15 protein-coding genes and 2 tRNA genes are annotated in these 19704 nt (G+C 66.1%); 3 read left to right on the top strand and 14 right to left on the bottom strand.

What is annotated here, in order from left to right; genetic code table 11:
• Positions 1–1467, bottom strand: a complete 1467-nt coding sequence (gene leuC, locus FNL14_RS04225; RefSeq protein WP_142057924.1) for a 3-isopropylmalate dehydratase large subunit — start codon at positions 1465–1467, stop codon at positions 1–3.
• Between the two features lie 111 nt (positions 1468–1578).
• Between leuC and FNL14_RS04220 the strand changes: the two genes are divergently transcribed.
• Both FNL14_RS04220 and FNL14_RS04215 read left to right on the top strand, forming a co-directional pair.
• A complete protein-coding gene (locus FNL14_RS04220) occupies positions 1579–2298 on the top strand; it encodes an IclR family transcriptional regulator (RefSeq protein ID WP_009356552.1) in 720 nt (239 codons plus the stop codon).
• 61 nt (positions 2299–2359) lie between these two features.
• Positions 2360–2908, top strand: coding sequence for a DUF1697 domain-containing protein (locus FNL14_RS04215; protein ID WP_142057922.1), 549 nt, complete (start codon positions 2360–2362; stop codon positions 2906–2908).
• Positions 2909–2933: 25 nt separating this feature from the next.
• Here FNL14_RS04215 and FNL14_RS04210 read toward each other — a convergent pair whose 3' ends face one another.
• From FNL14_RS04210 to FNL14_RS04175, 8 genes are all read right to left on the bottom strand, one after another.
• Entirely contained in the window at positions 2934–4547 is a 1614-nt protein-coding gene (locus FNL14_RS04210; protein WP_142057920.1) for a GTPase, read from the bottom strand.
• Positions 4544–6325: a dynamin family protein gene (locus FNL14_RS04205; RefSeq protein WP_142057918.1), complete on the bottom strand. Its 1782-nt coding sequence runs from the start codon at positions 6323–6325 to the stop codon at positions 4544–4546. Before FNL14_RS04205 ends, FNL14_RS04210 begins: the two co-directional genes overlap by 4 nt.
• A 546-nt stretch (positions 6326–6871) precedes the next feature.
• A tRNA-Glu gene (locus FNL14_RS04200) sits at positions 6872–6947 on the bottom strand.
• A 138-nt stretch (positions 6948–7085) separates the two neighbouring features.
• Positions 7086–7157, bottom strand: a tRNA-Gln gene (locus FNL14_RS04195).
• 161 nt (positions 7158–7318) lie between these two features.
• Positions 7319–8056: an HAD family hydrolase gene (locus FNL14_RS04190; protein ID WP_142057916.1), complete on the bottom strand. Its 738-nt coding sequence runs from the start codon at positions 8054–8056 to the stop codon at positions 7319–7321.
• Positions 8056–9570: a glutamate--tRNA ligase gene (gene gltX, locus FNL14_RS04185; RefSeq protein WP_142057914.1), complete on the bottom strand. Its 1515-nt coding sequence runs from the start codon at positions 9568–9570 to the stop codon at positions 8056–8058. Before gltX ends, FNL14_RS04190 begins: the two co-directional genes overlap by 1 nt.
• Before the next feature lie 48 nt (positions 9571–9618).
• Positions 9619–10395: a fumarylacetoacetate hydrolase family protein gene (locus tag FNL14_RS04180; protein WP_142057912.1), complete on the bottom strand. Its 777-nt coding sequence runs from the start codon at positions 10393–10395 to the stop codon at positions 9619–9621.
• A gap of 43 nt (positions 10396–10438) precedes the next feature.
• Positions 10439–11242, bottom strand: coding sequence for an MBL fold metallo-hydrolase (locus FNL14_RS04175; protein WP_142057910.1), 804 nt, complete (start codon positions 11240–11242; stop codon positions 10439–10441).
• An 88-nt stretch (positions 11243–11330) separates the two neighbouring features.
• Here FNL14_RS04175 and FNL14_RS04170 point away from each other — a divergent pair, with 88 nt between their 5' ends.
• A complete protein-coding gene (locus FNL14_RS04170; protein ID WP_142057908.1) occupies positions 11331–11939 on the top strand; it encodes a hypothetical protein in 609 nt (202 codons plus the stop codon).
• Between the two features lie 103 nt (positions 11940–12042).
• Here the strand turns inward: FNL14_RS04170 and FNL14_RS04165 are convergent, their stop codons facing one another.
• The 5 genes from FNL14_RS04165 to FNL14_RS04145 all read right to left on the bottom strand — a co-directional run bounded on the left by FNL14_RS04165 (position 12043) and on the right by FNL14_RS04145 (position 19525).
• On the bottom strand, positions 12043–13155 hold the full coding sequence (locus FNL14_RS04165) for a branched-chain amino acid aminotransferase (RefSeq protein WP_142057906.1): 1113 nt from the start codon (positions 13153–13155) through the stop codon (positions 12043–12045).
• Positions 13156–13258: 103 nt separating this feature from the next.
• Positions 13259–14311, bottom strand: coding sequence for a 3-isopropylmalate dehydrogenase (locus FNL14_RS04160; RefSeq protein ID WP_142057905.1), 1053 nt, complete (start codon positions 14309–14311; stop codon positions 13259–13261).
• Between the two features lie 70 nt (positions 14312–14381).
• Positions 14382–15941 (bottom strand): methionine--tRNA ligase, encoded by a 1560-nt coding sequence (gene metG / locus FNL14_RS04155; protein ID WP_142057903.1) that lies wholly within the window; start codon positions 15939–15941, stop codon positions 14382–14384.
• A gap of 33 nt (positions 15942–15974) precedes the next feature.
• Positions 15975–16730, bottom strand: coding sequence for an ABC transporter ATP-binding protein (locus FNL14_RS04150; RefSeq protein ID WP_091415831.1), 756 nt, complete (start codon positions 16728–16730; stop codon positions 15975–15977).
• On the bottom strand, positions 16727–19525 hold the full coding sequence (locus tag FNL14_RS04145) for an ABC transporter permease (protein ID WP_142057901.1): 2799 nt from the start codon (positions 19523–19525) through the stop codon (positions 16727–16729). The genes FNL14_RS04150 and FNL14_RS04145 overlap by 4 nt, the downstream gene beginning before the upstream one ends.
• Between the last annotated feature and the right edge of the window lie 179 nt (positions 19526–19704).

The raw sequence follows: 19704 nt of genomic DNA, 5'->3' as shown, positions 1-19704 counted from the left end.
CTAGGCTGCGTCGGTACGGATGGGGGTTTCGACAGGCTCAACCGCCGGATCGGGGTCAAGGTCCGACGGCGAACTCAGGGTGCCGCGGATGGCCGTGGCTGCGGCTACTACCGGGGACACGAGGTGAGTCCGGCCGCCCTTGCCCTGGCGCCCTTCGAAGTTGCGGTTGGACGTGGAGGCGCAGCGCTCCCCCACCTCCAGCTGGTCCGGGTTCATGCCCAGGCACATGGAGCAGCCGGCAAAACGCCATTCAGCCCCGAAGTCCTTGAAGACCTTGTCCAGGCCCTCGGCCTCTGCTTCCAGGCGGACCCGTGCAGAGCCCGGGACCACCAGCATCCGGATGTTGGGGTCCTTCTGGCGTCCGCGGATGATGTCGGCGGCGGCGCGGAGATCCTCCATCCGGGAGTTGGTGCAGGAGCCGAGGAAGACAGTGTCCACCCGGATGTCCTTCATGGGTGTTCCGGCCTTGAGGCCCATGTACTGCAGGGCGCGCTCGGCGGCGGCCTTGGCGTTCTCGTCGCCGAAGTCCTCCGGCGAGGGCACGGATTCGGATAGCGAAACGCCCTGGCCGGGGTTGGTGCCCCAGGTGACGAACGGCTCCAGCGTGTTGGCGTCCAGGTCCACCTGGACGTCGAAGGTGGCGTCGTCGTCGGTCCGCAGGGTGTTCCAGTACTCGACGGCGGCGTCCCAGTCGGCGCCCTGGGGCGCGTGCGGGCGGCCCAACATGTACTCGTACGTGGTCTCGTCCGGAGCCACCATTCCGGCGCGGGCGCCTGCTTCGATGGACATGTTGCAGATGGTCATGCGGGCGTCCATGGACAGGGCGCGGATGGCGGAACCCCGATATTCCAGGACGTAGCCCTGGCCGCCGCCGGTGCCGATCTTGGCGATGACGGCCAGGATGATGTCCTTGGCGGTGACGCCCGGACGGAGCGTGCCTTCAACATTGATGGCCATGGTCTTGAACGGCTTCAGGGACAGCGTCTGGGTGGCCATCACGTGCTCCACCTCGGAGGTTCCGATGCCCATGGCCAGCGCCCCGAAGGCACCGTGGGTGGAGGTGTGCGAGTCGCCGCAGACCACCGTCATGCCCGGCTGGGTGAGGCCAAGCTGCGGACCCACGACGTGGACGATGCCCTGCTCGGCATCCCCAAGGGAGTGCAGGCGCACACCGAACTCGGCGCAGTTGTTGCGCAGTGTCTGGATCTGCGTGCGGCTCGTCAGATCGGCGATAGGCTTGTCGATGTCCAGCGTGGGAGTGTTGTGGTCCTCCGTGGCGATGGTCAGGTCCGGGCGGCGCAGCGGGCGTCCGGCCAGGCGCAGGCCTTCGAACGCCTGCGGCGACGTGACCTCATGGACGAGGTGGAGGTCGATGAAAAGAAGGTCGGGCTGGGCATTGGCACCTTCGCCGTCGCCTTTGCGCACCACGTGCGCGTCCCAGACTTTCTCGGCCAATGTCTTTGCCATGGCCATCTCCCTTCACTGCTGTTGGCTGATAGTTCCACTGAACCAGTACGGCTTCGTACTGCGCCAGCCGAAAGATTTGCATCTCAGATAATGAGACGGCAATATCATTACATGGACAATTCTAGTGGAGTCGGCGTCATTGATAAAGCGGCCCAGGTGCTCGATGCACTTGAGGCCGGGCCCACCACGCTTGCGCAGCTTGTGGCGGCAACGGGCCTGGCCCGGCCCACGGTCCATCGCCTTGCTTTGGCCCTGGTCCACCACCGGCTGGTCAGCCGTGACATCCAGGGCCGCTTTGTCCTGGGAAGCCGCCTGGTGGAACTGGCGTCCGCTGCCGGTGAGGACAGGTTGATCGCCTCCGCCGGACCGGTGCTGATGCAGCTGCGTGACGCCACCGGCGAAAGTGCCCAGATTTTCCGCCGGCAGGGCGATTGGCGCGTTTGTGTTGCCTCCGCCGAGCGCCCCATCGGCCTGCGCGACACCATTCCGGTGGGCACGCAGTTGTCCATGAAGGCCGGATCGGCCGCCCAGGTGCTGCTCGCCTGGGAGGACCACGACCGGCTGCTCGAAGGGCTGCAGTCTGCCCGCTTTACGCCTACAGTCCTGGCAGGAGTACGACGGCGGGGCTGGGGCCAGAGCCTTGGCGAACGCGAGCCCGGGGTCGCGTCAGTTTCCGCACCGGTGCGCGGACCCTCCGGCCGGGTGATTGCGGCAGTTTCAATTTCCGGTCCCATCGAGCGGCTCACCCGCCAGCCCGGCAGGCTGCATGCGGAAGTTGTCTGCAACGCCGGCCGCATCCTTACCGAGGCACTCCGCAAAAACAACGACTGACGCAGTCGCGCCTGCCCGCCGGATTGCCCTCGCAGCGGCGCTGGGACGCTAGGCTTTCGCCATGGGCAGCTATGCAGTGTTTCTTCGGGGCATCAACGTGGGCGGCATCAACATCAAGATGGCCGAGCTCCGGGAGGCGCTCAAGTCCGGCGGTTTTCCGGACGCGCGGACCCTGCTTGCCAGCGGAAACGTAGTGCTGGGCAGCACCCTGGACGCCGCCGCCGTGAAGCGGGAGTGCGAAAAATGCCTCCGGGACACCTTCGGCTATGACGCCTGGGTGGTAGTCCTGGACGCAGCCCGGGTGGCAGAACTGGTAAGTGCCTGCCCCTACCCGGATGACGATAAGACGACGCACACCTACATCACACTCTCGTCCGATATTGGCATGCTGGACGAACTCGAGGCAGCCGGCGCCGCGCTGGCGGGTGCGGAGCAAAAGCGGCTCGGCCCCGAGGCGCTGGCATGGCTGGCCCCCGCGGGGGGAACCCTGGACAGCCCCTTCAGTAAAATCACGGCCAAGTCGAAGTTCAAGGCGTCCACCACCACACGGAACCTGCGCACCCTCATCAAGGTCAGGGATGCCGCTGCCGAACTGTCCGCAGCCGGCTGACTGACTCCCGGCCGGCGTCGTACTTCTACCCGGCCGCCGCCTTCAGTGCCGCATTGAAGGCTGAAAGCCTGCTGACTTCAACCTCCACAGGTTCTACAACGAGTTCCTGGGCCACGGCGGCAACCGCTGCGTTCAGCCGTTTCCTGGCCCGCGCCGCCCGGGCGTTCGCCGCGGCCGCAGCGATGAAACGGCCGGTGATGGCCAGGAAGATCCCCAGGACCACCCCCAAGGCAATCATCAGCGTCGGCACCGGCCAGCCCTCCACTCTGGGCACTTCCGGTACTGGCATTTGGAAGTAGCCAAGCGCAGCCAGGAGGCCGAGCCAGCCGAGCCCGCCCAGGACTGTGAGCAGCGCCAGCCAGTGCACCACATTGAACAAACCCCACCACCACGACCTTCGGTTGGCGGCCAGGTCGGTCCCGGCGATGGCCTGGTCAAGGGCATCGGGCAGCCGCTCCCTGCCTTCCCTCGCGGCGCTCCGGATAGCTGCCCGCCACGGACCAGGGGCGCCCGCGCTGGCGGCATCCGCAAATTCCCGCACCGCCGCATCGGTCCGGGCGCGCTCCGGTGCTCCGGCTGAGGGCAGCGAAGTCCGGTTCAGCTCAGAGGGTGCCGTGCTGCGCAGATTAAGGCGTCGCAGCGGATCCGGCCGGAAGCGGGAAAGCCAGCGTGTGACGGGCCAGCCTGTCCGCTTCACCGATTCGAGCCGGTAGGACTGCCCCACGGCCCGGACCACAGCAGGAACGTTCGCGGCAATTGCCAGCTCGTCCGCAAGGCGCGTCGTTGCAGCGGGCCGGACCCCGGCCGCCTCTCCGGCACCGGATACTGCGCCCAATTCCGCTGAGGCCCGGGTGATGTCGGCAGTGAGCCGCTGTGATTGGGCTTTGCGTTTCACTGCGACGCCGCGGATGGCATCCCGGACCTTGTCCACTCCTGACCCGCTGAGTGCTGACGCCGCGAGAACCTGGACCTTGGCGAGTCCGTCGCGGGCAAGGATTGCCCGCAGGGATTCCAGGACTGGCTGCACGTCGTGGGCAGGAAGACGGTCCACCTGGTTAAGGACCACCAGGGTGACGGCCCCGTGCGAGGCCAGGCGTGACAGGAAGTCATTGTGGACAGCTGCGTCGGCGTACTTTTGGGGATCAAGGACCCAGACCAGGACGTCGACAAGGCCCACCATCCGCTGGACCACTTCCCGGTTCGCTGCCTTGGTGGAATCGAAGTCCGGCAGGTCCAGCAGGATCAGCCCTGTGTCCTCGCCGGCGAAGCCATCCACGGCTGCTGCATGATGGCGGTTCCGGACCTCCAGCCAGTCAAGCAGCGGTTCGCTGCCCTCAGCTCCCCACACCCCCGCCAGAGGTTCCGATGTGGTGGGACGCCGCGCTGCCGCCGTCGCGATTTCAGCTCCACTCACGGCGTTGAACAGAGAGGACTTGCCACTGCCGGTGGCACCGAAGAACCCCACCACCGTGTGGTCGGCGGACAGCGACCGCCGCGAGCTGGCACGCTCCAGCACGCTGAACACGTCCTGGAGCGACTCGTCGGGAAGGACACCTTCGCCCAATTCCCGGGCGTCGTTAAGTGCCGTGAGCCTGCGGTCCAGCCGCGACGAATCCCGGGTGTCGCTGTGGCGGCTCATGCAGCGTCCGCCAGCCGGGCCAGCGCCTCCGCGTGGGCGGCGAGGGATTGAGCGGACGTGTCATCGCTTTCGGGAAGCCTGGACAGGAATTTCTGCTGTTCGTCCTGGAGCAGCCGCTGGCAGCGCACGTGCAGGTCTTCCCGGGCCTTTTCGGCCATACGCCGGACAGCATCCTCGCCGAAGACCGCTTCCAGAAGCCGCTGGCCCACCACGGCGGTTCCACCCGCCACACCCACTTCGAGTCCTGTCAGTCCGGCCGTCATGGAGAACACCACGATCATCAGGGCAGCGCCCAGCCCGTTGATGCCGAAGGACAGCCATCGTGCCTGGGTCCGCTTTCCCTGGCCCTCAGTCCGGATCATCTCCATCAGGGCTTCCTGCCAGGCCCTGATTTCGGCGGCCGCCCTGTCTTCGAACCCGGGTGTGGTTCCGGAAAGGTCGTCGGTTCCCAGCAGGTGGCGCCCGGCGGGATCGGTCCGCCAGCGCTGGTCAGTATCCTCGGCAGCATTTGCGGCTTCGTCCACGATGACGGCCTGCAGGCCTGTCTCGATGGCTGCTTCCACCCGGATGGCGGGCGGCGGTTCGCCGCGGAAGAAGGCGCCCAGCCGGTCGCGGAACCGGCCAACGTTTTGTTCCAGGGTCCGGAAGAATTCCCCAGTACCCACAAAGTCCTGCCAGCGGGCCAGCACCTCGCCGCGGAGGAGTGATCCGTCCCTGGTGGCATCGAGGATTCGGGTGGCAGCGCTGTTGTATGCCGATATGGCAGCGGCTTCCAGGTTCCCTGCGGCCCGCTGCTGTTCCCGCGCGGCCTGGGCCACCTCGGCAACGCGGGCAGCCAAGGCCCTGACAGTCCCGTTCAGGGTGCGGCGGGCGATGTCGGAACGGCCCGCGGAGTCGGCAGCAAGATCCGACAGCCAGGTGCGCATCGGGAGGACTGTAGTGGGGGGGAGCATGCCCAGCGGGTCGAGGGCCGTCTCCGGGATGATGAACAGCTGCGCGGCGCCCAGGCCTTCACGGTCCAGGAGTCCGCGCAGGTCCTCGCTGACCTCGGCTTCCGCCCCTGGCGGCACCCGGTCCAGTACTACCGCAACCATGATGTCCCGGCCGGCTGCGTCAAGGAGCAGTCTCCAGGGAACGGCGTCGGCATAGCGGTTGGCAGTGGTGACAAAAATCCACAGGTCTGCCGCGGCGAGGAGCTGCCCCGCAAGCTTGCGGTTGTCGTCGGAGATGGAGTCGACGTCGGGCGCATCCAGGAGTGCGATGCCTTCGGGCATGGCGGGGTCGGCTACGAGGACAAGGGAGGACATGGCTCCGGGGTCGGGGACCGGTCCGGCGCTGGTGGCCGGGACCGCGCTGCCGGCGACGTATCCACGGATGCGGCTGAGCGATGGCAGGACGCGCTGGCCCTCAAACCAGGCCGCTTCCGACGGGTGATGCAGCAGGATGGACTGGCGGGTGGTGGGGCGGATGGCTCCGGATCGTGTGACGGGGTGGCCCACCAAGGCGTTGACGAGTGTTGATTTCCCGGCACCTGTGGAGCCTCCGACGACGGCCAGCAGCGGGGCGTCCAGGCTGCGGTACCGCGGGAGGATGTAGTCGTCCAGCTGGGCCACGGCGTTGGCGGCGTCGCGCCTGGCTTGTTCCGCCTCAGGTAAGGCCAGCGGCAGCGCGGCAGCGGCCAGGTCTTCCCGCACCTCTTCCAGCAGGGCCACAGCCGCCAACGCCGGCGGCGCTGGCTGTGCGTCGTACGGTGGGTCCTGCTCGCTCTGGGAGGTCACAGGAACATCATGCCAGTTCAGGCTGGCTTGGTCCCGTTCCAACGCCCCACCACCTCCTGCAGTTTCTCCTCTCACGCCCCATCACCTCCTGCGGCCTCCCCTCCAACGCCCCTTCACCTCCCGCGGGTTCCCTCCGACGCCCAATCACCTCCCGCGGCTTCGCCTCAAGCGCCCCATCACCTCTCAGTGATGTTCGACGACAGTCCCGCCGGCACGCAACGTGCGCGAGATCACCTCAAGACGGTGCCAGGAGTGACCGGGCATTACGCGATCAGCCGCGGGACGTGATGGAGCCTCGCCCGTTTCGCTGCAAGACGTAATGGGGCGTTGCCCTTTCGCTGCAAGACGCGATGGAGCGTTGGCCGTTTGGTTACGGGACGTGGCCGCTAACCCCGGGACGTGATGGGGCGTTGCCCTTTTAGCTGCAGGAGGTGATGGGGCGTTCCCGGATTGGGGTCAGGGCTATGACTTCCGTGAAAGAGGGCGCGCACGGGATTTCGTAGAAAACGCAAAACGGTCCCGGGCGTCTGCCCGGGACCGTTTCGTTGGTGACCCCAGCGGGATTCGAACCCGCGTTACCGCCGTGAGAGGGCGGCGTACTAGGCCGCTATACGATGGGGCCGTGTACTTTACCGTACTTCTGACCGGCGTTTCCGCTGGTCAAGCTCAGTGATTGTTTCATACACTTCGCTGTGGTTTCAAATCGGCGGACCGGCTGAAACCGTCTGCTTTCCTGCCCGTTAGCGGGCTCTGAACAGAGCTGGGATACCAGGACTCGAACCTAGAATGACGGTACCAGAAACCGTAGTGTTGCCAATTACACCATATCCCAATGATACTTTCGGGCCGGATTTCAGGGCTTTTGCCCTGCTCCGTGCCCCTCAGCACGAGAAATTACTTTACCCGAGACTTCCGGCTCGCACAAATCGGCCCCTCCCCCGGGGCAGTAGCGTGTGCGGGCCGCCGTCCACGGCGGTCCGCACACACCAATTCCTACGGGATCAAATCCTGGAGCGAAGACACCGAGTTTCCCTCGAATCCCTGCACCAGCTCCCCCGCCCGGTTGAGCCAGACGCCAAGGAGGCCGGCCGCCGTCGAGCCCTCAGCATCGAGCAGGCGGTTGTCACCGACATACAACGTGTGGGCAGGGTCTGTGCCCAGCAGGCGGACTCCTTCGAGGTAAATCGCCGGATCAGGTTTAGCGACGCCCAGGGTGTCTGTTCCTACGAGGCGGCGGACGCGTTCAAGTCCTGCCCCATCAAGCTTTGCCCGCTGGTAATCATGGACGTTATTGCTGACCGCACCGTACGGAATGCCTGCCCGGTCCAGCCTGTCCAGCAGCGGCATCACATCCGGAAAAGGCTTCACGTAGGCGGGCTGTTTCTCCATGTACGCGTTCAGCCACTGGTGGGATTGCTCCCCTTCCCCCAGCTCCACCCCGAAGTGTCCCAGCGCAGCGCGGCCGCGGAGCAGCCTCTGTTCGTTGAACGTCAATTCACCTGCCAGGTACCTGTCGTAATAGTGCGTGGTTTCGTGCGTGAAGATCCGCCCGAACCGCTCCCACCCGGCCTGGTCGAGGCCGGGCAGGAGGTGTTCGCTGACCTCGCGCAGGGCGGTGGTCATCGAATATTCGAGGTCAACCAGGGTGTCGTCGATGTCGAACAGCACCCCGCGGACTGCGCCGAAGGGCGTCTCCAGGACGGCGCCCTCTGCCTGGCTGGGAGCTGTCATCAGCCGCGGAAGCTCTTGAGCCGGCGGAGGGAGGACTCCTTGCCGAGGATCACCATGGACTCGAACAGCGGCGGCGAGATGCGCCGGCCGGAAACGGCGGTCCGCACGGGCCCGAAGGCAAGGCGGGGCTTGAGGCCCAGGTCCTCGACCAGTGCCTGCTTCAGGGCAGCCTGGATGTTGTCCGGCGTCCAGTCCTCCACGGGTTCGAGGACAGCGATAGCGGCGTCCAGGACCTCGGTCAGGTTCTCCGGCAGGCCCTTCAGGGCGTCAGCGGCGACGTCGATGGCGTCATCTGCCTTGAAGAGGAAGGCCAGCATTTCGGGCGCCTCCCCCAGCAGCGTGATGCGCTCCTGGATCAGCGGCGCAGCCTCGGTGAGGATCTGCTCTTCCCGGTCGGTCAGGATCTCGCCCACGAGATCCGCGGCGCGCAGGTACGGTGCCAACCTCTCCCGGAAAACCTCCGGTGCAAGCATCCGGACGTGCGTTCCGTTGATGGCTTCGGCCTTCTTGAGGTCGAAACGCGCCGGGTTGCCCAGGACATCGTGGATGTCGAAGTGCTCCACCAGCTGTTCAACGGTGAAAATGTCCTCGTCAGCGCTCAGGGACCAGCCCAGCAGGGAGAGGTAGTTCAGCAGGCCCTCGGGGATGAAGCCGCGCTCCCGGTGCAGGAACAGGCTGGACTCGGGATCGCGCTTGGAGAGCTTCTTGTTGCCCTGCCCCATCACGTACGGCAGGTGGCCGAACTCCGGCATGTACTGTGCGACGCCCACGGCGTAGAGGGCACGGTACAGGGCGATCTGCCGGGGCGTGGAGCTGAGCAGGTCTTCCCCGCGGAGCACGTGGGTGATGCCCATCAGGGCGTCGTCCACGGGGTTGACCAGGGTGTACAACGGCGCGCCGTTGGCACGGACCACTGCAAAGTCCGGCACGGATCCGGCGCGGAAGGTGATGTCGCCGCGCACCAGGTCGGTGAAGGTGATGTCCTCGTCCGGCATGCGGAGCCGCAGCACAGCGTCGCGGCCTTCGGCCTTGTACTGGGCGAGCTGCTCGTCCGTCAGGTGGCGGTCAAAGCCGTCGTAGCCGAGCTTCGGATCACGGCCCGCGGCGCGGTGGCGGGCCTCGATCTCCTCGGGAGTGGAATAGGACTCATAAATGAATCCGCCCTCGAGCAGCTTTGCGATCACGTCCTGGTAGATGCCGCTGCGCTGCGACTGCCGGTAGGGTTCGTGCGGGCCGCCGACCTCAACGCCCTCGTCCCAGTCGATGCCCAGCCACTTCAGCGCATCGAGCAGCTGGTGGTAGCTTTCCTCGCTGTCACGGGCTGCATCGGTGTCCTCGATCCGGAACACCATGATGCCCTTGGTGTGGCGGGCGTAGGCCCAGTTGAACAGGGCGGTACGGATCAGCCCCACGTGCGGGGTGCCGGTGGGTGAAGGGCAGAAGCGCACCCGTACGGGCGTCTCCGCGGTGACGGGCGGGATGGAGGCAGCATTCGACGCAGAAGCAGTAGTCATAGTGGCTTCAACTTTACCGTCTGCCGCCTGCCGCCACCGCGGCAGGGGTCAGCGGCGGACGATGGGGTTGGACAGGCGGCCGATGCCCTCGATCTCCACCTCAATGCGGTCGCCGGCACTGACCAGGCCAACCCCTGCCGGTGTTCCGGTCATGATGACGTCGCCGGGCAGGAGGGTGAACGCCTGGGAGACCACGGACACGAGTTCCCGCACGCCCCTGATCATCTGGCTGGTGCTGCCGTCCTGCCGCAGCTCACCGTTCAGCCGGGCCTGGATCTGCACGTCCTCGGGATCAAGTTCCGTCTCGATCCAGGGCCCCAGCGGCGCGGAGGTGTCAAAGCCTTTGGCGCGGGTCCACTGGAGGTCGCTTTTTTGGACATCCCGCGCAGTGAGGTCATTGCCGCACGTGTAGCCGAAGATGACGTCATCAACGCGTTCCTCCGGCACGTCCTTGCAGATCCGGCCGATCACCACGCACAGTTCCGCCTCAAAGGAGACCTCCTCCGAGAACTCCGGGAGCACCACGGGATCGTTCGGGCCCACGACGGCGGTATTGGGCTTAAGGAAGAGGAGCGGCTGGGCGGGAACTTCGTTGCCGAGTTCGTGCGCGTGCTCCACGAAGTTGCGGCCTACGCCCACTACCTTGCTGCGGGGAATGATGGGCGCCAGGAGCCGCACGTCTTCCAGCTTGTGGCGGACCGAGGTGCGCTCTACCCCGTTGAAGAAGGGGTCTCCATGGATAACAGTGACGACTTCACTGCCTGCGTCACCTTCGACGACGCCGTACAGGGGATCAGAATCAACAACAAACCTGGCAATACGCATGGCTCCTACCCTACCGTCTCGCCCTATCCCCTCCGGGGCAGCGCTACTGCCGCGCCGCTTCGCCGCGCAGGTAGTCAAGCTGCGCCGCAACAGAGGTCTCAGCGGCCCGCCGGACGGAACGGTCGACGTCGGAATAGACGGCGTCTGTCACGTCACCCACGGCTGCGTCCCGGCCCAGTCCGTCAAGGACGGCGCGGATCTGCGCCAGCCGTTCGAGCCGGTGGCTGCGGTAGGCCCGGACGATGTCCACCAGGGACGGCAGCACCGGACCATGGGCGGGAAGGACGACGGCGGGCCCCACCTCCTCCAGCCGGTCCAGCGACGCGAGGTAGTCAGCCAGTTTGCCGTCAGGGTAATCAAGCACCGTGGTGCCGCGGCCAAGGATGGTATCCCCGGAAAGCACTGAACCATGCGGACCGTCACCGGGAAGGTGGAAGCATACCGAATCGGAGGTGTGCCCCGGCGTGGCCACAACGCTGACCTCGAGCCCGGCTGCCGAAATTACCTCGCCGCCCTGCAGAGCCGCGCCGCTTCCATGGCAGTGGGCGGGATCGGCGGCACGCACCGGAGCCCCGGAGAGCTGGTGCAGCCGCGCCGAACCGGCGGTGTGGTCGGCGTGGCGGTGGGTGATGAGGATGAGTTCCACGGGCCCCGCCGCGGCAAGGGCTTGGAGGTGCGGCTCGTCCAGCGGCCCCGGGTCCACTACCACGGCACCGGGGGATCCGGGGGCACGCAGGATGTAGGAGTTGGTTCCCTCCAGGCTCATGGGCCCGGGGTTGGGGGCCAGGATGAACTGCGTGAGGGCTGAGCTGCGCTGAAGGACGGGGCCGGAAGCTGAAGTCACCATCCCATCTTTGCAGTCCGGCGGAATAAGCGGGACCCTGCGGCGGGTTGTGGCTACAGATCACCACTTCCCTACCGAAAGCACCGCCATCATGAGCACCGCACCATCACCCGCCCTGTCAGAGCTCCTTGCCGGTGCTGCCGCGGCCGGAAACGACCACGCAGGAACCGAGAAGAGCACCGGCCTCCGGCACATCCACAACCACGCCACCGGCGCCGTGGTCTGGTTCCCCACCTGGCAGGCATTCCGCCGTACAGAAGACTGGGCGGAGGCGGTGGCCGAACAGGAAGCCGTGCTGGCCAAGGCTACCGAGGAGGGGACGTCAGTTGCAGAGGCAGCCGCGGAACACCTGGAGCAGCAGCTCGAGATCCTGCTCGAGAGGGCTGCCGTATCCGCCGACCCGAACGCGTTTGTGGGAGCCAACCTGGTGCCCCACCTGACCGAAACGTGGGCGCTAGCGGATGCCGTGGCCCGGTCCTCCGGGAAACAGCTTCCTAACGGCACTCCCCCGGCCGGGTTTGCCTCGTATCCCTATGAGTTGTACACCCAGGACGGCGGAGTTTTCGCTACCACACTGTGGAACGACCTCCTTGATGCCCGGCGCCGGCGGGCCCTGGAGGAGGAAGCGGCAAGGAAGGCCCTGAAGCCCGTTTCCCGCAAGGCATTGAAGAATGCCGCACGGAAGGCTGCCCGGCGCTAATCCTCTCCGGGCTGGTCCTCCACATTGCAAAGAAAGACGACGGCGCCTTCCGGGAATGAGCCCGGCAGGCGCCGTCGTAATTTTGCAGTCAGGAAAAAGCGGACTAGGCGAGGCGGGTGAGCCAGCCGTGGGTATCGGGAACCGCTCCGGTCTGGATGCCGAGCAGCTGTTCGCGGATGGCCATGGTGGTCTCCCCTGCCTTGGCATCTTCTGAGCCGATAAACTCGGTGGCGTCCTTCAACACACCGATGGGCGTGATGACTGCCGCTGTGCCGCAGGCGAAGACTTCCGCGATGTCACCTGAAGCAACGCCGTCGCGCCACTCATCGAGGGTGATCTTCCGCTCGGTGACTTCGCGGCCCATGTCCTTGGCCACCTGGATGACGGACATCCGGGTGACGCCTTCGAGGATGGTGCCGGTCAGTGCGGGCGTGACCAGAGAGCCGTCCTTCATGACGAAGAAGACGTTCATGCCGCCCAGTTCTTCGACGGCGTCGCCATTGAAGTGGTCCAGGAAGAGGACCTGCTTGCAGCCATTGGCTTCAGCCTCCTGCTGGGCGATGAGCGAGGCCGCGTAGTTCCCGCCGCACTTGGCATCGCCTGTTCCGCCGCGGCCGGCGCGGGCGTATTCGCGGGAGATCCAGATGGACACGGGCTTCAATTCGCCGCCGAAGTAATTGCCGGCCGGGGAGGCGATCACGCGGAAAGAGACCTCACGCGCCGCGCGGACACCCAGGAACGCTTCGGTGGCGATCATAAACGGCCGCAAGTACAGTGCCTCGCCGTCGCCGCTGGGAACCCATTCCTTGTCGGCTGCGACCAGTTCCCGGATGGCGCCCAGGAAGTACTCCGCGGGCAGCTCGGGCAGGGCAAGCCGGCGGGCGGACTTGTTCAGGCGGGCGGCGTTGGCCTCGGGCCGGAAGGTCCAGATGGATCCGTCGGCGTGGCGGTAGGCCTTGAGCCCCTCGAAGATCTCCTGGCCGTAGTGGAAAACAGCAGCGGAGGGATCCAGGACGATCGGCCCGTACGCTTCAATCCGGGCGTTGTGCCAGCCGCCGTTGCCGTGCTCGTCCACGCGGTAGTCGACGATGGCGGTGTTGTCGGTGAAGTAGTTGCCGAATCCCGGGTTCGCCAGGATGGCTGCACGCTCTTGCGCAGATTTCGGGTTGGCCGAAAGCTGCTGGCTGAATTCGACGCCGTGGGCAGTCTGGGTCATGGTTCCTCCACGATCGGCCGCCCTGGCTTCAGCGTTGAACGGCAAGGCGGCATTTGGTGATTCGAGACAAGCTTACGCCCGTTGCCGGCTGGCCCTGGCGCGGCTAGAGGCCTGCGGCGATGGCGTCGCCCACAGCGCTGGTGCTGCGCGCACCGCCGTCGCGCTTTTCGACGTCGGCAACCACTGCTGCCTCGATCCTGCGGGCCGCGGTGGTGTAACCGAGGTGGTCCAGCAGGAGGGCCGCGGAGAGGATCGCCGCTGTGGGATCTGCCTTGCCCTGGCCGGCGATGTCCGGTGCGGATCCGTGGACCGGCTCGAACATGGACGGCGCGGTGCGGTCCATGTTGATGTTGCCGGACGCGGCCAGGCCGATGCCGCCGGTAATGGCCGCGGCGAGGTCGGTGATGATGTCGCCGAACAGGTTGTCGGTCACGATGACATCGAAACGGGACGGGTCCGTGACCATGAAGATGGTGGCCGCGTCCACGTGCAAGTAGTCGTGGGTGACCTCCGGGAATTCCTGGGCCACCGCTTCGACGGTGCGCTTCCACAGGTGTCCGGCGAAGACCAGGACGTTGTGCTTGTGCACCAGGGTGACGTGCTTGCGCTCCCTTGCGCTTGCCCGGCGGAAGGCGTCGCGGACCACGCGCTCCACGCCGTGGGCGGTGTTCAGCGAGACCTCGGTGGCAACCTCGTGCGGGGTTCCTGCGCGCAGGGTGCCGCCGTTGCCGACGTAAGGGCCTTCGGTTCCTTCGCGCACCACGATGAAGTCGATGGTGCCCGGGTTGGCCAGCGGGCTGCCGACGGTGCCGTAGAGCCGGGAAGGCCGCAGGTTGACGTAGTGGTCCAGGCTGAACCGGAGCTTGAGGAGCAACTCACGCTCGATGATTCCGGACGGGATCCGGGTGTCGCCGGGTGCCGCCCCCACGGCGCCGAAGAGGATGGCGTCGCGCGTCTTCAAGTCAGCCAGGACCTCATCCGGCAGGGTCTCGCCGGTGCGGAGCCAGTGCTCGGCGCCGAGTTCGTAATGCGTTGGCTTCAGCTCCACGCCCTCCGCGGCCACAGCCTTTTCCAGCACCTTAAGTGCCTCTGCGATGACTTCGGGGCCGATGCCGTCGCCGGGGATAACTGCAAGATCGATGGAGGATGCGCTCATGTTTTCAGGGTAGCCAAGACATCCATATGCTGGTCAAGCTGTCTCATTATGCGAACACAGCAGCACCGCTTCAGGACTCGGCCGGCTCCTCGTACTTCGGGAACACCGGTGCCGGTGCCGGCAGTGCCGTCCCGGCCGCAATGGGCGTACCGATGGCGGAGAACAGGCGGGCTTCCCCTTCGGCCTGGCCCAGGGTGTCCAAAAGTGCAGCAGTTGCCGTGGGCATTACCGGCTGGGCCAGGATGGCCACGATGCGAAGGACTTCCAGCGTGACGTACAGCACCGTATCCATGCGTTCGACGTCGGTCTTCCGCAGCACCCAGGGGGCCTGCTCGGCGAAGTAGGCGTTGGTGTCGCCCAGCACGGCCCAGATTGCTTCGAGGGCGCGGCTGAATTCCTGCTTGTCAAAGGCGGCCCGTGCAGCTTCAAGGAGGCCGCCGGCCTGGGCAAGGATTGCGTTGTCTTCGGCGGTGAACACGCCGGGAACGGGCACCTTCGCATCGCAGTTCTTCGCCACCATGGACAGTGAACGCTGTGCCAGGTTCCCGAAGTTGTTGGCGAGGTCGGCGTTCATCCGGCCAACGATCGCCTCATGGTTGTAGCTGCCGTCTGCGCCGAACGGCACTTCACGCAGGAAGAAGAACCGCACCTGGTCAAGGCCGTACTGTGCCACGAAGTCGGCCGGGGCCACCACGTTGCCCAGCGACTTGGACATCTTCACGCCGTTGTTGTGCAGGAACCCGTGGATCATCACGCGTTTGGGCAGCTCCAGCCCCGCGCTCATCAGGAAGGCGGGCCAGTAGATGGCGTGGAAGCGGGAGATGTCCTTGCCGATGACGTGGACATCTGCGGGCCAGAACTTCCGGAACTTCTCGGATTCGACGTCGGGGAAGCCCACACCGGTGAGGTAGTTGGTGAGCGCGTCCACCCAGACGTACATCACATGCTTGTCGTTGCCCGGGACGGGGACGCCCCAGTCGAACGTGGTGCGGCTGATGGACAGGTCCTCCAGGCCGCGCTTGACGAAGCTGATGACCTCGTTGAAGCGGTACTGCGGGGCGCCGAACTCCGGCTGCGCCTCGTAGAGTGCCAGGAGCTTGTCCTGGTAGGCCGAAAGCCGGAAGAAATAGCTCTCCTCGGCCGTCCAGGTCACCTCTGTGTCCGTCTCCTTGGAGTAGCGAACGCCGTCGTCCTTGACCACGGTGTCATCCTCGCCGTAGAACGCCTCGTCCCGGACGGAATACCAGCCCTCGTACTTGGACAGGTAGATGTCCCCGTTGGCCTCCATCTTTTTCCAGATGGCCTGCGAGGCTGCGTAGTGGTCCTGGTCCGTGGTCCGGATGAAGCGGTCGTAGGTGATGCCCAGGGCTGAATGCGCGGCCTTGTAGACCTCAGCGTTGCGGTCCACCAACTCCTTGGGCGTGATGCCTTCCTTTTCCGCGGTCTGGGCGATCTTCATCCCGTGCTCGTCGGTGCCCGTCAAGAACATCACGTCATAGCCGTCCAGCCGCTTGAAGCGCGCCATGGCGTCGGTGGCTATGTACTCGTAGGCGTGGCCGATGTGGGGCACGCCGTTGGGGTAGGTGATGGCCGTGGTGATGTAGAACGGCGTTTTCTCTGAAGCAGTCACGGGAGGACGTTACCTTCGGTGCGGAGGGACAGGCTAGATCAGTTCAGTCAGGGTATCGCTGAGCCGGACGAGTTCGTGGTCGTGCGAGGCAACGAGTACCGCGATGCCGTCGGACGTGGTGTCCTTCAGGATGCTGATGATGCGGTTGGCGGAGGCACGGTCCAGGCTCGCCGTGGGTTCGTCCACCACCAGGACCCTGGTGCCCAGGATCAGTGCGCGGGCGATGGCAACACGCTGGCGTTCGCCGCCGGAGAGCTGGGCGGGGCGGTGCCGCATGCGGCGGCCCAGGCCCACCAGGTCCAGCAGGTCCTTGGCCATGTCCCGGCGCTGGTCCACTTCGCCGTCGGGAACGGCCGGCAACAGCACGTTCTCCAGCGCGCTCATGCCGTCGATCAGGGCTCCACCCTGATCCACGTACCCGATGAGGGCACGACGGCGGTCGGCGATTTCGTCGTCGCCCATGCTTTCGAGGGAGTCGCCTTCCCAGAAAACGCGGCCCGACGTCGGCAGGGTCAGGCCGGCGCTGACGGTGAGGATGCTGGTCTTGCCGGAGCCGCTTCGGCCGGCGACGCAGTGCATCTCCCCCGCGTGCAGCGTCAGGTCGAAGCCTTCCACCACGCTGACGGCTTCGGCACCGCCCTTGCCGCCACCGTAGCGGATGGTGATGTCGCTCAGTTCCAGCGGTGTCCCGTGGTCAGCGGCCTTGACGATGGTGTTGGCGCGCGTCTGCAGGGGGACGTCGCCGGAGCCGGACCGGCGGCTCCGCTGGACATTCGTCTGGTTTGTCATTGGACCACTTTCGTTGCAATCGGTATCCAGCAAAGTACAGCCACAAGCCCGGCCACGCCTGCCCACAGGGCGGCGTAGGGGGCCAGCAGCAGGCCGATGCCCAGGGCGCCCAGCACGCCCAGCGGCAGGGCCACGGTTCCCACCAGCGCATTCTCGAACAACCGGACCTGGCGGAGCATGTCCGGGTTCCAGCCCATGGCTTCGAGGATGCCAAGGTACTGGCGTTTGGCATTGAGTTCAAAGCGTCCGGTGACCAGGGTCAGCACTAGTCCCACCACCACGCCGGAGAGCGCAAGGAGGATGCTCGGCAGGGCCACGCTGGCGGCCGCGAGGCCGCTCAGTGCGCTGGCACCGGCTGCGCGGGGAATGTCGATCAGCAGCGCGATCAGCCCGCCCACGGCGGCGCCGAAGACGCCCACCGCAACGGCCAGGGACAAGGTATTGAACTTGTTGGTGCCCAACTGCCGGTTCGCAAAGGTCAGCGGCGAGTCCACCGGGATGAGCCTTTCGTCGTGCTGCGGCTCCTGGTCAATGACGTCGCGGTGGCGCAGCTGCTGGGCGGCGAAGAAGGCCGCGGCAGCGTAGAGGACCAGGACGGATACGGACACCAGTGCAGTGGCGACGCTCCAGCTGACGAGGCTCAGGACCACGCCGGCCACGGCCAGCAGGACCGCGCCCACGCCGAATTCCTCCAGCACCCAGCTGCGGATCCTGCGCTGGGTCCAGCCCATCGCGCGGAGGGTCCCGGCTTCGGACCGCCGTTTGCGGATGTAGCTGACGGTGGAGGCGCCGGTCAGGAGTGCGGCTCCGCACAGCGTGAGGAAGAGCAGCGTGACGTTGGTTCCGGAGAGGGACCCCGTCACGGCCTCGGCAGCGTTCTGCCGGACCCAGGACTGCTGGACCGTGCCCAGGGCAGATTCCTTGCCGGCGTCGTCCTTGGAGTAGCCGGGAACGAAGATGCTGGCATCTTCACGGGCGGAGCCGGCCACGATGGTGGCTTCCAGTCCCATGCTGCGGATCTCGGCGGCCAGCTTTTCCACCTCCGGCTGGGCCTCCTTCCAGCTTCCGGGAGCGTCTGCGCGGACACGCACGGCGTCGATGACCGAGGCGTTTTGCGTGTAGCCGCGGGCAGCGGCGAGGCCGTAGTAGTCGGTGATGGCGCCGGCGGACTGGCTGGCAAGGCCGGTGGCGCTCAGGGAAGGCTTCAGCTCCGCGGCCGAAACGTCCTTGCCCTCGGGGTCCTTGACGAGGCTGAACGGAGTGGGGTCATAGCCGCCCAGCGGAAGCCTGTTCACGTCACCGGCCGCCTTTGACACAGCGGAGGGGTCGAAGGTTCCGTAGACCATGGCCAGCGGGGCTGCGACCTTCTTCCCGCCGGTCTCGAGGTTCTCGCGGTAGGACCGCTCGTCCACGGGTTCGCGCTGGGTCTGGTCCACGGGGGCGCCATTGGCGCTCTTTTCGGGCAGCCGGTTTACGGTGACCCATTCGCCGGGGACCGCTGCCTTGTCCACTGCTCCGTTGGAGGCAGTTTTGCCGTCGGTGTACTTCGGGGCGGCAGCAAAGTCGGTGCTCCACTGAGCGGGCGTGTAAAGCCCCTGGTTGAAGTTGCCCGTGGCGCCCAGAAGGGACGTGTGGTCCGTGGAGCCGGGCCAGGAGAGGACGAACGGGTCCTTCGAGACGAACGGCAGGTAGTCCTGGCCCAGGGACCTGGAAACTGTTCCAACGTCCTTGACCACCTTGCCGGTGTCGTCGATTTCCTCGATCTTGACGTTGTACTTCAGGTCCAGGGACGTGCCCGAGCGGACCACCAGGGGTATGGCCTGGGACTCGGCGGTGAGCTGGCCGGTGCGCTTGGCCTGCTGGTACTGGGTCATCAGCGGTGCCCAGTATTTGAGCTTCACACCCAGGAAGTCGGGTCCTTCCTTGAGCTGGTCCAGGCCGATGCCGTTGGTGAAGAGGCCTTCCAGGTACCGGCCCACGGCGCCGGCGTTCCGGGCGTCGGCGGGCGGGGCCTTTTCCAGCGGGGCAAGGAAGTCCCCGGCGGATCCCAGCAGGGCGCGTTCGGCGGCAGGATCGACGGCGACCACGGACTCGGTCACTTCCGGTGCCAGGGGCAGTGACACTGACAGGTTGAAGAGGTTGTGCTCGGAACCGCCGGCAGGCGCCGGGAACTTGATGCCCGTTTCACCTGACGGGGCGGCAATGCGGATGCTGCTGCCGCCGGCGGCCTGTTCCTCAACGAGTTTGGCCTTGCCCAGGGTGCCTTCTGCGGTGGACTTGAACAGGGTCTGCTCTGATACCCCGTCGGAGCTTACGGCGCTGGCCGTGAGGCGGTACTTCTTTGCCTGGTCGCTCAGCACGGACTCTGCCGCGGGCCACTGGGCCGGGGCCGTGGCACCTGCGGCCTGGTCCGCCGTCGCGGTCCCTGCCAGCCCGGCGTTGTAGCCCAGGTAATCCATGGCGTCCAGCCGTGGAGCCTCGAGGTTCTGCGTCACGCGGGACACCAGGCTGATGGGCGCTGCCACGGACGTGCCGGACAGCTTCCTGATGGCTTCCAGCTGCTCGAAAGTGATGCCGCCCGTGCCGTTGGCGATCTCCGGCTGCAGCATTGCACCCGAGGGCGCCTTGGCCTGCACCAGGACGTCGTAGAGGCCCCGTGAATTTTCGTCCACGGTCCGGCTGAGCGCCGCCTGCGACTGGCTTTGGACGATGACCGACAAGCACATGGCTGCGATCAAGATGGCCGCGGTCAACAGCAGCACCCTGCTTCTGATGAACCTCTGGACGGCGTTCATTGAACTCCCTGAAACCTGGATTGCGTGCGCACATTCGAGTCCGCGCGCGGCGGACGTGGGCGATTACGGACGGATGTGCAAAAGGTATTGGCCGGCCTGCCGGCATGGTCCCGAGTAAGGACCCAGCCATTGTAAGCAGACCGGCCAATCATACGTGGCCCCGCCCGGACGCGCCGAGC

It is taken from the genome of Pseudarthrobacter sp. B4EP4b, assembly GCF_006680095.1.
Lineage (GTDB): Bacteria > Actinomycetota > Actinomycetes > Actinomycetales > Micrococcaceae > Arthrobacter.
Note: the sequence above shows the minus strand (reverse complement) of the source record. Positions and strands in the feature narration are given on the sequence as shown.